The organism is Mycobacterium sp. IDUB_24, assembly GCF_055419385.1.
The window spans coordinates 371019-384946 of the sequence record NZ_JBVAXO010000008.1; the positions used below are offsets into that span (position 1 = coordinate 371019).

The 13928-nt window shown below is 65.0% G+C and carries 8 protein-coding genes, 1 tRNA gene and 1 pseudogene; 2 read left to right on the forward strand and 8 right to left on the reverse strand.

The annotated features are described in order from the left end of the window. The 6 genes from ACZYZF_RS26775 to ACZYZF_RS26800 form a co-directional block, all read right to left on the reverse strand. Positions 1-747, reverse strand: coding sequence for an ABC transporter ATP-binding protein (locus tag ACZYZF_RS26775; RefSeq protein ID WP_463837322.1), 747 nt, complete (start codon positions 745-747; stop codon positions 1-3). After that, positions 731-1585, reverse strand: coding sequence for an ABC transporter ATP-binding protein (locus ACZYZF_RS26780; RefSeq protein ID WP_463837323.1), 855 nt, complete (start codon positions 1583-1585; stop codon positions 731-733). Before ACZYZF_RS26780 ends, ACZYZF_RS26775 begins: the two co-directional genes overlap by 17 nt. After that, a complete protein-coding gene (locus ACZYZF_RS26785) occupies positions 1582-2784 on the reverse strand; it encodes a branched-chain amino acid ABC transporter permease (RefSeq protein WP_463837324.1) in 1203 nt (400 codons plus the stop codon). Before ACZYZF_RS26785 ends, ACZYZF_RS26780 begins: the two co-directional genes overlap by 4 nt. Further along, positions 2781-3818, reverse strand: coding sequence for a branched-chain amino acid ABC transporter permease (locus ACZYZF_RS26790; protein ID WP_463748061.1), 1038 nt, complete (start codon positions 3816-3818; stop codon positions 2781-2783). The genes ACZYZF_RS26785 and ACZYZF_RS26790 overlap by 4 nt, the downstream gene beginning before the upstream one ends. Positions 3819-3901: 83 nt before the next feature. After that, positions 3902-5113: a branched-chain amino acid ABC transporter substrate-binding protein gene (locus tag ACZYZF_RS26795; protein ID WP_463748062.1), complete on the reverse strand. Its 1212-nt coding sequence runs from the start codon at positions 5111-5113 to the stop codon at positions 3902-3904. Positions 5114-5310: 197 nt separating this feature from the next. Further along, positions 5311-5937, reverse strand: coding sequence for an ANTAR domain-containing response regulator (locus ACZYZF_RS26800; RefSeq protein WP_463748063.1), 627 nt, complete (start codon positions 5935-5937; stop codon positions 5311-5313). 83 nt (positions 5938-6020) lie between these two features. On the opposite strand from ACZYZF_RS26800, the gene ACZYZF_RS26805 reads away from it, so the two are divergent. Both ACZYZF_RS26805 and ACZYZF_RS26810 read left to right on the forward strand, forming a co-directional pair. Then, positions 6021-6097, forward strand: a tRNA-Leu gene (locus ACZYZF_RS26805). A gap of 207 nt (positions 6098-6304) precedes the next feature. Then, positions 6305-6979: a methyltransferase family protein gene (locus tag ACZYZF_RS26810; protein ID WP_463748064.1), complete on the forward strand. Its 675-nt coding sequence runs from the start codon at positions 6305-6307 to the stop codon at positions 6977-6979. 37 nt (positions 6980-7016) lie between these two features. Here the strand turns inward: ACZYZF_RS26810 and ACZYZF_RS26815 are convergent, their stop codons facing one another. Together ACZYZF_RS26815 and ACZYZF_RS26820 are read right to left on the reverse strand one after the other, a co-directional pair. Further along, positions 7017-7388 (reverse strand): phosphopantetheine-binding protein, encoded by a 372-nt coding sequence (locus tag ACZYZF_RS26815; protein ID WP_463837349.1) that lies wholly within the window; start codon positions 7386-7388, stop codon positions 7017-7019. Next, positions 7367-13928, reverse strand: a pseudogene (locus tag ACZYZF_RS26820) (amino acid adenylation domain-containing protein); the annotation flags it as partial. The pseudogene ACZYZF_RS26820 and the gene ACZYZF_RS26815, both read right to left, overlap by 22 nt.

A 13928-nucleotide genomic window follows, 5' to 3' on the forward strand; every position in this document is an offset into this window, starting at 1 on the left:
TCAAGCCACTCCGAGGTAGGCGGCACGAATGCTGTCGTCCGCCAACAACTCCCGCGCATCGCCGGTTCGGGTGACATTGCCGGTCTCCAGGATGTAGGCCCGGTCCGAGCGACTCAGCGCCTGTTGGGCGTTCTGCTCGACCAGTAACACCGTGGTGCCCTGCGCGTTGATCTCGGAGATGATCTTGAAGATCTGGGAGATCACCATCGGCGCCAACCCCATCGACGGCTCGTCGAGCAACAGCACCCTGGGCCGGGCCATCAACGCGCGCCCGATGGCCAACATCTGCTGCTCGCCGCCGGAGAGGGTGCCGCCCACCTGGGAACGCCGCTCGGCCAACCTCGGGAACGTCTCGAACACCCAGTTCAATCGCTCGTCATGCTCGTGGCGGGACGCGAATTTGCGTCCATAACAACCCATCTCCAGGTTTTCCACCACGGTCATGCCCGGAAAGACCCCGCGTCCCTCGGGCGCCTGGATCAGGCCGTCGATGACGCGCTGGTGGGCTTTCACGCGCGTGATGTCGCGTCCTTCGAACCACACCGAGCCCGAGGTCAGCGGCCGTAGACCCGAAATCGCCCGCATCATCGTGGTCTTGCCGGCCCCGTTGGAGCCCAGCAGGGTGACCAACTCCCCCTCGTGCACCACCAGCGAAACCCCGTGCAACGCCTTGATGCGGCCGTAGTGCACCACCGCGTCGCGCACCTCGAGCAGCACCGGGCGGCCGGCCTCAGCCGAGTTCGTCATCGGGCACCCCCAGATACGCGGCGATGACCTTCGGGTCCTCGCGGATGTCATGTGGTGATCCGTCGGCGATCTTGCGGCCGAATTCCAGCACCACGATGCGGTCGGTCACGCCCATCACCAGGCGCATGTCGTGCTCGATCAACAGCACGGTGTAGCCGTCGTCACGGATCTTGCGGATCAGCTCGATCAGCGACGCCTTCTCGGCCGGGTTGAACCCCGCGGCCGGCTCGTCCAGGCACAGCAGCTTGGGCTCGGTGGCGAGTGCGCGGGCGATCTCGAGACGCCGCTGATCTCCGTAGGGAAGGTTCTTGGCCTTCTCCTCCCCGCGATGTGCGATGCCGACGAAGTGCAGGAGGGCCACGGCGCGTTCGACCGCCGATCGCTCCTCGCGACGATGCCGTGGGGACCGCACCAGGGCGCCCGGCACCGAGGTCTTGTGCCGCGCATCGGTTCCCACCATGACGTTCTCCAGTGCGGTCATCTCACCGAAGAGGCGGATGTTCTGGAAGGTACGGGCGATGCCACGACGGGTGATCTGATGACGTTTGATCCGGCCCAGCGGGGCGCCATCGAACATGACCGACCCCGAGCTGGGCCGGTACACGCCGGTGATCGCGTTGAAACAGGTGGTCTTACCCGCACCGTTCGGGCCGATCAGCCCGAGGATCTCCCCGCGGCGGATGCTGAAACTGACCGAGTCCAGGGCTACCAGTCCGCCGAACTTCACGGTGAGATCCCGGGTCTCCAGCAGCACCTCACCCTCGGCCGCCTGGATGTCCCGGTGTACCCCGGCCAGCTCCTCGATACTCTCGCTGACGCCGGGCATGGGCTCGCTCATCCCACCGGCTCCTTGTCCGTGCTGCCGCGCAACAACTGTCGGGCCGATCTGCCATAGGTCAACAGCTGCTGGCGTACCGGGAACAGCCCCTGCGGCCGGAAGATCATCAGGACCACCAGCGCCAAACCGAAGAACAGGTACTTCAGGTCACCGAGGTTGATCCCGAGGAATTCGACCCCCAGCAGGCGGTTCGGCAGATACACGACGATGAAGGCGCCGAAGATCACGCCGAGCTTGTTGCCCTGCCCGCCGAGAACCACAGCGCACAGGAACAACATCGAGTTGATGATGTTGAACGTCGGTGGCGCGACGTACTGGACCTGGCCGGCGTAGAGCGCACCGGAGAGCCCACCGATCGCGGCGCCGATCACAAAAGCCCACAGCTTGAACCGGAAGGTGTTGACGCCCATCACCTCTGCGGCGTCCTCGTCCTCGCGGACCGCCACCCAGGCGCGACCGACCCGGCTGCGCTCCAGGTTGCCGACCAGCAACAGGATGCCGATCATCAGGATCAGGCCGAGCCAGAACCACCAGGTGCCGTAGTTGGCCTCGCCGACCGAATTGCCGCTGGAGAACACGCCGTTGGGCAGCTTCTCGCTCTCCCCCACCCGCGGATAGGCAACCTGATTGAGCCCGCGCGAACCGTTGGTGACGTCGGACAGGTTGTCGGCCAGCAGCCGGATGATCTCCCCGAAACCGAGGGTGACGATGGCCAGATAGTCACCGCGCAGGCGCAGCGTCGGCGTTCCCAGGATCAACCCGGCCAGCGCGGTGACGGCCATGGCCAACGGCACGCACGACAGCCAGGCCCAGTCCTTGCTGAAGAATCCGTTGGGACCCACCTTGTTCCACGGACTGTCAGGACTGGTCAACAAGGCGACGGTGTAGGCGCCGACGGCATAGAACCCGACATAACCGAGGTCGAGCAGGCCGGCCTGGCCGACGACGACGTTGAGGCCGATCGCGATGATGGCGATCATGGCGAACTGCGCCATGGTGCCGCCGAAACTGATGCCAGGAGTGTTGAGGAAGCTCGGGGTGAACAACGGCAGCAGTGCCAGCAATCCGAAACCCGCCACGCCGACAACCCATTTGGCCACCCGCGGCAGAGTGGACCAGGAATCGCGAATGGCGTCGCCGGGGGCCAGCAGTGTCTTTGTCACCGAACCGGCGGATTCTGAACCGTGAGACTCGCTCATACCCGTGCCTTCCCGAGGCTTTCACCGAGTATCCCGGTCGGCCGGAACAACAGCACCAGCACCAGCAGCACGAACGCCACGACGTCACGCCATTGCGTTCCGAATACCGCCTGCCCGTAGTTCTCCATGATGCCCAGCAGCAGACCGCCCAGCAGGGCGCCACGGAGATTCCCGATACCGCCGAGCACCGCCGCCGAGAACGCCTTGATGCCGAGTAGGAATCCGCCCGAGTAGATGATGCCCTGAGGCACCTTCAGCGTGTAGAGCAGCGCCGCAGCTCCGGCCAGCAGGCCACCGATGAGGAAGGTCCGCATGATGATGCGCTCCCGGGAAACACCCATCAGCGTGGCGGTGGTCGGGTCTTGGGCCACCGCACGGATCCCGCGTCCGAACTTCGTGCGGTTGATTGCGATGTCGGTCAGAAGCGCCAGCACGAGCGCGGCGCCCACGACCACCAGCGTCACGTTCGACACCGTCGCGCCGAATATCGTGAACTGGGATTTCGGCTGGACCAGGACGATGGGTTGTTGCGCGTTGCTCCCGCCGTAGCCCTTCATCAGCTTCGGCAGCACGAAGTGCACGAACTCCTGCAATACGAATGACATACCGATGGCCGTGATGAGAAAGGTCAGGGCACGGGCATTGCGTTTTCGCAGCGGTCGGTACGCGATGAGTTCCAGACCGACCGCCGCCGACCCCGAGACCAGCATCGCGAACAGCAGGGCGATGCCGAGATACAGCACGGTCAACGCGACGCCCTTGTTGTAGGCGTTGCCGCTCGCGGTGAAACCGAGAATCACGTCCAGGCAGAAGTAGGCGCCGAACATGCCCAGCATGAAGATCTCGGAATGGGCGAAGTTGATCAGACGGAGCACACCGAAGACCAGGGTGTAGCCCACCGCCACCAATGCATAGATCGCACCCCAGGAGAGGCCGTCGATCGTCAACTGCCAGAACCCGTCTCGCAGGCCATCCAGGTTGAAACTGATGTTGGCTGCCAGGCAGGCGGACTGCTCGACGCACTGGTGAATCATCCGGCGGCGGCTCCTGACTGAAGTGATGTGTAGCGAAACGCGTCCGAGTCCTGGGACGGTCTCGGACGCGTTTCGTATGGCGACTACTTGACTTCGTACATCCAGATCAAGTTGGTGGTCAGTTCGCCCTTGTCGGTCCACTGGTACTTGCGCGCCACACCTTGGCCCTCGTACTTGCGGACGTAATCCAGTAGCGCCGGCCGGGTGATCGCACCGGAGTCGATGCCCTTGAGCAGGATGGTGCCCAGGTCATAGCCCTCGGTGCTGTAGGTGCCGGGCGCCTGACCGAATTTCTTGGTGTACTCGTCGGCGAATGCCCCGGTGGCCGGACCACACGGGCAGGACAGCAGTGCGCCCTTCGACGATTCGCCGGCCTGGTCGACGAACTGTTGGTCCTTGGTGCCGTCGGCGCTGACGAAGGTCGCTGTCACACCGCCGTCCTTGAGCTGCTGCACGAACGGCGCGGCCTCGGAGTAATAACCGCTGTAGAAGACCGAATCCGGGGCGGCGCCCTTGATCTGGGTGACGGCGGCCGAGAACTCCTTGTCTCCCTTCTTCACTGAGATGTTGCACGACGGATCGGCCACCGGGCCAAGGGTTTCACGCACCGCCTCGGCCAGGCCGAGACCGTAGTCGGTGCTGTCGTCGACAACGCAGACCTTCTTGTTGCCGAGCGTGTTCTTGAGGTAGTTGGCCACCGAGGGCCCCTGGACACCGTCATTGGCCAGACCGCGGAAGAATGTCCGCCACCCGTTCTCGCTCAACGTGACGTTGGTGGCCGATGCGGTGGCGGCGAGCAGGCCGGCCTGGTTGAACACATCACCGGTGGCCTTGGTCTCGCCGGAGAACGCGGGGCCGATCAGACCGATGATGAACGCCTCGTCGACGATCTGCGGCGCTACGCCGGTGGCCTTCTGCGGATCACCTTCGGTGTCGAAGCTCTTGAGTTGCACCTGGCAGCCGGCGTTGGCGGCGTTGTGCTTGTCGATCGCCAGCTGCACGCCGTTCTTGATGTTGATGCCCAGGGCGGCGTCAGGACCGTTGAGGGCACCCATCATGCCGATCATCACCGGCGGGCAGGTGGCCTTACCGTCGCCGGCCGGGTCGGCGGGCGTGACATCCTCGGCGGGTTTGACCTCTGCACCGTTCTCGTCGATCTGAACCTTCTCGACGATCTTCAAATTGGTCTGCGATGCCTCGCCTTCTGGCGAGGATTGGTTACAGCCGGCAATCGCCAGGGCAACCACACCCGCACTTCCGAGAGCAAACGCTTTCCGTGCCACGCGACCGCGCACGCTTCACCTCCGGGTCAGAGTTCTCAGCGGCACCGGCGCCCTGACCTTGTGAGGGCTGGGCGCCGGAGCTTCGGGTAGAACATAGCCAACCACCGGCCCGAGTGCGGGATGTTGAGTGAATGCTTCTTCCGCGCGTACTGGCTGAACGCGGAATTTGGGCCCGGCAGAAACCCACAATTAACAACCGGCGTGGTCGGTCAGTTCTCGGGAGCGGGTGCTTCCTCGGATTCGTCCAGGGTTTCCAGCACCACCTCGGCCACCCGTTTCATGGTGGTACGGCGGTCCATCGCGGCGCGCTGAATCCACTTGAAGGCCTCGGGCTCGGTCATCTTGTGTTTGCTCTGCAGCAAACCCTTGGCCCGCTCGACCAGCTTGCGGGTCTCCAGCCGGTCCCCCAGCGTCGCCACCTCGTTTTCCAGCGCGGCGATCTCACTGAACCGGCTGACCGCCACCTCGATCGCCGGGACCAGATCGGTGACACTGAAGGGCTTGACCAGATAGGCCATCGCCCCGGCGTCGCGGGCACGTTCGACCAGCTCCCGCTGGCTGAACGCCGTCAGGATGACGATCGGGGCGATGCGCTTGCCGGCGATCTCCGAGGCCGCATCGATGCCGTCGCGCCGGGGCATCTTGACGTCCATGATCACCAGGTCGGGCCGCAGGGCCTCGGCGAGCTCGACGGCCTCTTGACCGTCACCCGCCTCACCGACGACCTCATATCCCTCTTCACGGAGCATCTCGGCGAGGTCGAGGCGGATTAGCGCCTCGTCCTCGGCGATGAGCACGCGGCGGGGGCTGTCAGCGTCGTTCGGTGACCCGGTCATGGGGAACATTGTGTCGTGGAGGCCGCTGTTCGGCGACCTCGGGGCCATCCTCTAAGGTGATAGGCCGCAGTACCGAACGGGACGCCCTCGTATCCCAACTGGCAGAGGAAACGGATTCAAAACCCGTACAGTGTGAGTTCGAATCTCACCGAGGGCACCAGGCCGTCACTGGTAGCAGTGAGGCACACGAAGAGCGCGACGGAAACGTAACCGACCAGCGCCGCGTCGAACAGCCCGCAAAGCGCCCTCCACTGGGTCGCGGCTTGTCCCCAATCGCACCACCTCGCGGATAACCGACGGTAGGTTAGGCCGAGCGCTGCGTGACGCCCGCCGGTAGCCGGTGCTGCGGCGGCCGACAAGGAGGATCGTGAAAGCCGTTGCAAGAGTAGTGGGATTCGGGATAGTCGAACTCATCGTGTTCGGCTTGGTGCTGTTCTCCCTCGCCGGCACCGTCAACTACTGGCAAGCCTGGGCTTTCCTTGTGGTGTTCGCTCTCTCGACGTGGATCCCGAGCATCTACCTGCAGCGCGCCGACCCCGACGCGCATCAACGGCGCAAGCATGCCGGCCCGGCCGCCGAAAGCCGAACGCTGCAAAAGATCCTCATCGCCGGGTGGTACGCCTCACTGGCGGCGATGGTCGTGGTGAGTGCGCTCGACCATCGCTTCAACTGGTCGTCGGTGCCGGCGGCGATCTGTGTGGCCGGTGATGTCCTGGTGGCCGTCGGTCTGGGGGTCACCAGCCTGGTCGTCATCCAGAACAGCTTCGCGGCCTCCACGGTTCAGGTCGAGTCAGGTCAGAAGCTGGTGTCCACCGGCCTCTACGGGCTCGTGCGCCACCCCATGTACACCGGCAACGTGCTGACCATCCTCGGCTTCCCGCTCGCGCTCGGGTCCTACTGGGGGCTGTTGCCCGTCGTACCCGGTCTCCTCATGCTCATCGTCCGTATCCGCGATGAAGAGAAGCTACTGGTCGAACAGTTGGACGGATACCGCGAATACGCGGAGAAAGCGCGCTACCGCCTGGTGCCCTATATGTGGTGACCGCAGCGTCGACCCGATCGGGTCGACGCTGCGGTCTTCACTGCACGGGCGTGTTGGCCAACTGCTGCGCCAAGGTCCGTACCGACGGGGCGTCGAGCAGCGTGAGCACCGTCAATTCGACGTCAAGGGCGCCGTTGATCGCGGCGATGGCACGCATGGCGGAAATCGAATCGCCGCCCGACTCGAAGAACGACTCCTCCACTCCGACGCGGTCGACGCCCAGCACCTCGGCAAAGATGCTGGCCACGATCTGCTCGATCAAGGTGGCCGGGGGGCAGTAGGCATTGTCGGTCTCGGCGACCTCGGATACCGGCACCGGCGTGGCCCCGGGCTGAGCGGGAACCGCCCTGCCGATCCATCCGTGCAACCGTCGCTGCTCGGAGCCTTTGACAAAGTCCAAAGACGACACGCGGCGCCCCGGATGGGCGACCATCTCCACCAACACCTTCTTGAACCGCTCCATCAGTGCGTCGATGGATTCGGCGTCGAACACATCGGTGTCGTACTGGACGCGCAGTTCAAGCTCCCGGCCCGGCCCGGCCTGCACTGAGATCGGGTAGTGGTAATAGTCGCGGCTGCTGAAACCGGTGATGGCCAATCCGTCGCCACCCGGCTGCGTCCCCGCCTCGGTCGGATAGTTCTCGTAGACGAAGACGGTGTCGAACAGCCTGTCCTGGCCGGTGATTCGGTGGATGTCGCTGAGCGCCACGTGCTGGTGCTCAAGCGTGTCGTTGTGGGCACTCTGCAGTTGAGCCAACAGATCGGCCGTAGTCGTGTCCGGTGTGAAGGTGGCCCGCACCGGCACCGTATTGATCAGTAGACCCACCATCGAATCCGCGCCGTCGACCTCCGCGGGTCGGCCCGAGACAACGGTGCCGAATGCGACGTCAGGCTGGCCGGTCAGTGAGCTGAGCAGTAGGGCCCAAGCACCCTGCAACACCACATTGACGGTGGTGTGATGCGAACGCGCCAGCTTGGTGAGCGCCCGCGTGGTCCTCGCCGGCACCCGATACGAGTCGACGCGACGCTCACCGAACCGCAACTTCTGCGGCGGGCCGACCAGAATCGGGGTGTCGAAACCGGCCAGCACCTCACGCCACGCTCTATGGGCGGCATAGTGATCGCGTTCGGCCAGCCACGTCATGAATCTGCGATACGGCGAGGCCGCGGGTAACCGCAGCCCGTGGTATCCGGCGAAGATCTCCTGCATCAGGATCGGCATCGACCAGCCGTCGAGCACGATGTGGTGATTGGTCAGGACGAAACGGTGCCGGTCGCGGGCGACACGGATGAGGGCGACCCGGAACGCGGGCTGGTTCTCGAGGTCGCACACTGCTGCCCGCTCGTCCGCACAGATCTTCTCGATCTCCGCGTCGACGCCAATACCGTTGGCGTCCAGTTCGATATACCGCCAGGGCGCCACTGGGTCAGCGGGTATCGCCTGCACGGGCTGCTCGAACTGTGGGCAGAAACGGGCAGCCAGATGCGGATGCCGGCCGACCACCGTCTGCACGGCATCGCGGAGTTGCTGCACATCGAGCGGGCCGCTCAACGCCAGATCCAGCTGCACCGCATAGACGTCGTCGCCGGAGCTGCTGGCGATACCGGCGTGATACAGGAGTCCCTGCTGCAACGGCGTCAAATGCAGCACGTCAGAAAGGGGAAACTCTCCGTGCAGCGCATCGATCTGCTGCTGGCTCAGCCGGGCCGGGGCGATATCCGACGGGGTCAACCCGCCCCCGCCTCGCCTGACATGGGCGCAGATCCCCGCCAGGGCGTCAAACCACAGGCGGCTGATCCGGGTGACGGCCGTCTGATCGAGTGCCGACGGCGCCCACGTCCAGGTGGCATTCAGATGGGGGCCGGTGTCGGTGTCGATCGTCACGGCGTTGAGCTCCACGGAGTGCGCCAGAGCAATCGGCATCGCCCCGGCGGCGCCGGTCAATGACAGGCCTTCCTGGCTGAAACGCCACACGTCACCGGAGGCAAAAGCTGCCGGAGAGCCCAGCCGGCCCAGATAGTTGAACCCGATGACCGGATCGGATCCAGCCAGGTCCACCTCAGGGTTGAGGTATCGCAGCAGACCGTAGGTCAGCCCGTCGGGCAGCGCTCGAAGCTGCTCTTTGGCGTCTTTGATCACCGCACCGAGCGCGGCATCGCCGGCCACCACCTGCGTCCAACGCAGCCCGCCTCCGCGGCCGCCGAAGCTCAATGACACCGGGTACTTGGTGGTGAACCACCCGACCGTGCGTGACAGGTCGATCTCTCGATCGTCGCCCAAACCTGCCAATTCCTCTTGGCGCCCATGACCTTCCACATCGATGGCGACCGGCACGCCGCCGGTCCCCAGGTATTGCGCCCACGCTAGGGCAAAGGCGATCAACAAGATCTCCTGCACGCCGGCGTGGAATGCCGACGGCACCTCGCCGAGGAGCATGCGGGTGGTCTCGGTGTCCAGAAACTCCGTCAGGTATCCGGCCGTGGCAAACGTATCCTCGGCCGGTTGGGGTGCCGGCAATGCAGCTGGGACCGAGGTCACCTGCCGCCACACGTCCGCCTGGCCCACCACGTCGGGGTGACGGGCGTATTCAGCCAGCAGGTCGGCCCATCCGGTGAACGACGTTCCGGCGGGCGGCAACAGCACCGGCTGACCGCCGCGATGCTGAGTCCAGGCGATGTTGAGGTCCTCCAGCACAATTCGCCACGACACACCGTCGACGGCCAGATGGTGAACGACCAATGCCAGTTGGCCCGTCGAGGAACTCCACAACGCGCTGACCATGGCGCCGGTAGCAGGATTCAACCGCGACCGCGCCGCCGCCAGCGTGTCTTCGGTCAATACGTCCACCGTGTGCAGGTACGCGCGGGCGTCCATCCCGTCCGCCGGTGGCACCGTGAGAGACCATCCACCCGCGCTGTCGTCCTCGGCACGCAATCGGAGCATAGCGTGCCGATCGAGCAAGGCCTGCAACAGGATTACGACATCGTCCTCGGACGCGCCTGCGGGTGCCTGCAACACCACCGTCTGATTGAACTCGTCGATCGGGCCGTCGGCGGTTTCCAGGTCCTTCAACCACCGCATGATCGGGGTCGGCACCACCGGGCCGAGTCCCTCGTCGATCTCGCTGCCTGCGCAGTTGGCCATCCTGACCACCCGCGCCAGCCGAGCCACGGTCTGCTGGACGAAGATGTCGCGCGGGCGACCGGTCAGGCCGGCACCGTGCGCCCGCCATATCACCTGCATGGCCGAAATGCTGTCGCCACCAAGGTCGAAGAACGAGTCGTCGACTCCGACCTGCTCCAGCCCGAGGACTTGCGCGAAGATGCCGGCCAGGATTTCTTCGAGGCCGGTGGCCGGGGCGCGGTAGTGGTCGACGTCTTGGTATTCAGGTGCCGGCAGGGCACGGGTGTCGAGTTTGCCGTTGACGGTCAAGGGCAACGCCTCGATCGCGACGACTGCTGCGGGCACCATGTAGGGCGGCAACGTCTCCCCCAACATGGCGCGCAGGTCAGCGGGGTCGGCGGCCCCGGTGATATAGCCGACCAGGCGCTTGTCGCCCGGACGGTCCTCGCGGGCGATCACCACGGCCTGCTCGACTCCGTCCAAAGCCGTTAACGCCGACTGGATCTCACCGAGCTCGATGCGATAGCCCCGGATCTTCACCTGCTCGTCAGCGCGGCCCAGATATTGCAGTTCCCCGTCCGCACGCCAACACACCAGATCCCCGGTGCGGTACATCCGTTGTCCCGGCGCTCCGAACTGACACGCCACGAACCGCGATGCGCTCAACCCGGGGCGGCCCACGTACCCGGCGCCCAAACCCGCACCGCCCACATACAACTCCCCCACCACGCCGACCGGCACTGGCTGCAACGAGCGATCGAGCACGAAGAAAGCCAGATGGTCCAGCGGCACACCGATCGGGCTGACGCTGCCCTCGACATCGGCGGCGGTGATCTCACGGAACGAGGCATGCACGGTCGTCTCGGTGATCCCGTACATGTTGATCAACCGTGGTAGTACCGGATGGTCCTGCAACCACTCGCCCAGCCGGGCGGGTTCCAGTGCCTCCCCGCCGAACACCACCAATTCGAGTTGGAGTTCAGATGTCGAACCGGGGGAAAGCTCATCCGCGGCTTGTAGCGCGTAGAACGCCGATGGGGTCTGGCTCAACACGCTCACGCGTTCATCGACCAGGAGCGCATGGAACTCTTCGGCCGATCGCGCCACCGAATCGGCGACCACCACGAGTCGCGCCCCGTGCAACAGCGCGCCGAAGATCTCCCACACCGAGAAATCGAAGGCCAGCGAATGACTTTGTGACCACACCTGATCCGCTGACAGCTCCAGCTCGGTGTCCAGCGCCTCCAGCAACCGGGTGACATTGCGGTGCGGGATCGCCACACCTTTCGGCACGCCCGTGGTGCCCGAGGTGTAGATCAGGTACGCGATGTCATCGGGAGCGGGCACCGGCAAGACACCATCGGGACGATCGCCGGTCGCACGAGACGCGAGCTGGCAGACATCGATCACCGTCAACGCATGCCCGGCCAGCCGGTGGGTCAGATCGGTGGTGGTGACCACGGCCACCGGCGCGGAATCGGTGAGAACGAACTCCAACCGCGAATCGGGCACCACCGGATCGATCGGCACATACGCCGCACCGGACTTGAGAACTGCGAAGATCGCGACGATCGCCTCAACCGACCGGGAGAACAGCAGCGCCACCCGCTGCCCCGGGCCGACGCCCTGCTCGACGAGCAGGTGCGCCAACCGGTTCGCAGCCTCGTCGAGCTCTCCGTACGTCATCCGGCGTCCGTCGAAACTGACTGCTACCGCGCCAGGATCGCACGCCACGTGCGCCTCGAACACTGCCGGAATCGACACCGGTGCTGGCGCCGGACGGGTCAGCGTCGCCCGATTGCCCACCTGATCCAGCCGCGCCTGCTCATCGGCGTCGAGCACATCGATCGCCGATAAATGGCTGCTCGGGTCGGCAGCCATCGCCTCGAGCACCCGACGTAACCGATCGACCAGGGCCACGATGCTGCCGCTGTCGAACACGTCGGTACGGAACTCCACCGTCCCCGAAATGCCTGCGGCCTCTCCGGTTTTGGCCCAGCGTTCGGCCAACGAGAACGACAGATCCATGCGGGCGGTGTGGGTGTCCAGCGGTAGCGAAGTGACCTGCAGATCCCCCAGTGTCACCCCACCGTCGGCGTCACCGGTTTGTCCGGGAACGTTCTGCCAGGCCAGCATCACCTGAACCAGCGGGTGATGGGCCAGGGACCGGGTCGGATTCAGCCGCTCGACGAGCACCTCGAAGGGCGCGTCTTGGTGCTCGAACGCACCGAGACTGCGCGCCCGTACCTGTGCCAGCACCTCGGCAACGCTGGGATCACCCGCGAGGTCCACCCGCAGCACCAACGTGTTGACGAAGAATCCGATCAGCTCGTCGAGAGCCGGGTCGCGGCGCCCCGCGATCGGGAAGCCCACCGCGACATCAGAACTCGAGCAGAGTTTCGACAACAACACCGCCAGGGCGGCCTGCATGACCATGAATTTGGTCGCGTCGTGATCGCGAGCCAGGCGCGCGACCTGCTGTTGTAGATCGGCGGGCCACTCCACGTCGACGCGGTCGCCGTTTTGGTCAGCGACCAAGGGATAAGGTCGGTCGGTCGGCAATGCCAGGCGTTCGGGCATCCCGGCCAGGGTGTCCGCCCAGAACCTCAGCTGCTGGGAGATACGGCTGTCGCTGTCCTCCAGATCGCCGAGCTGCGCGCGCTGCCACAAGGTGTAATCCGCATATTGGATCGACAAGGGCTGCCATCCGGGAGCCTGCCCTGCGCTCCGGCCGGCATAGGCCACCCCCAGGTCGGCGACCAGCGGAGTGATCGACCAACCGTCGGCAGCGATATGGTGGACCACCGCCACCAGCACATGCTCGTGTTCGGCCAGTCGGAAAACCTTTGCCCGAAAAGGGATCTCGTCTGCCAGGTCGAAGCTGTACCGCGCCGCTTCCTCGACTGCCTGCTGCAACCGCTCTGCCTGCCATCCGACGGTATCGACGACTTCCCAACCGAATTCGATCTTCTCGGCGGGGATAATCAGCTGTTGAGGTGTCCCGTCTACCGTCGGGAACAGTGTGCGGAGGCTCTCGTGACGATCCAGCAGATCGGCGAACGCAGCACCCAGTGCATCGACATCGAGCGGGCCGGCCAGGCGTAGCCCCGCCGCCAGGTTGTAAACCGGTGAAGGCCCATTCAATTGGTCGATGAACCACAGCCGGCTCTGGGCAAACGACAACGGCATCACTGCAGGCCGCTCGCCGGCCATCAAGGGCTGCTGTCGACCTTCATCACCACCGATGCGAAGCATCAATTGGGCGACCGTGGGAGCGTCGAATACGACGCGCTCTTCCAGACCGGCGTCCAGGGTCCGGTTGAGCGCAGCGACCAGCCGCATGGCCTGCAGCGAATCACCGCCGAGATCGAAGAACGAGTCGTTGACGCCGACGCGGTCCAATCCGAGGACCTGGGCGTAGATTCCGGCCACGATCTCTTCGGTCGGTGTGGTCGGAGCGCGGTAATCGTCGAGGTGCTGGTATTCGGGTGCGGGCAAGGCTTTCTTGTCGAGCTTGCCGTTGACGGTCAACGGAAACCCATCCAATGCGACGACCGCCGTGGGCACCATGTAAGACGGCAACCGCTCGGCCAGCATGGCGCGCAGGTCCGCGGGGTCGGCGGTGCCGGTGATGTAGCCGACCAGCCGCTTGTCACCGGGACGGTCCTCCCGGGCGAGCACCACCGCTTGCTGGACACCGTCCAAAGCCGTTAACGCGGCCTCGATCTCACCGAGCTCGATCCGGTAGCCACGAATCTTGACCTGCTCATCAGCACGACCCAGATACTGCAGTTCCCCGTCTTGTCCCCAGCGCACCAGATCACC

Coding starts and splice junctions, on each gene's coding strand:
- ACZYZF_RS26775 (WP_463837322.1), bottom strand. CDS start 747: ATGACGAACTCGGCTGAGGCCGGCCGCCCGGTGCTGCTCGAGGTGCGC.
- ACZYZF_RS26780 (WP_463837323.1), bottom strand. CDS start 1,585: ATGAGCGAGCCCATGCCCGGCGTCAGCGAGAGTATCGAGGAGCTGGCC.
- ACZYZF_RS26785 (WP_463837324.1), bottom strand. CDS start 2,784: ATGAGCGAGTCTCACGGTTCAGAATCCGCCGGTTCGGTGACAAAGACA.
- ACZYZF_RS26790 (WP_463748061.1), bottom strand. CDS start 3,818: ATGATTCACCAGTGCGTCGAGCAGTCCGCCTGCCTGGCAGCCAACATC.
- ACZYZF_RS26800 (WP_463748063.1), bottom strand. CDS start 5,937: ATGACCGGGTCACCGAACGACGCTGACAGCCCCCGCCGCGTGCTCATC.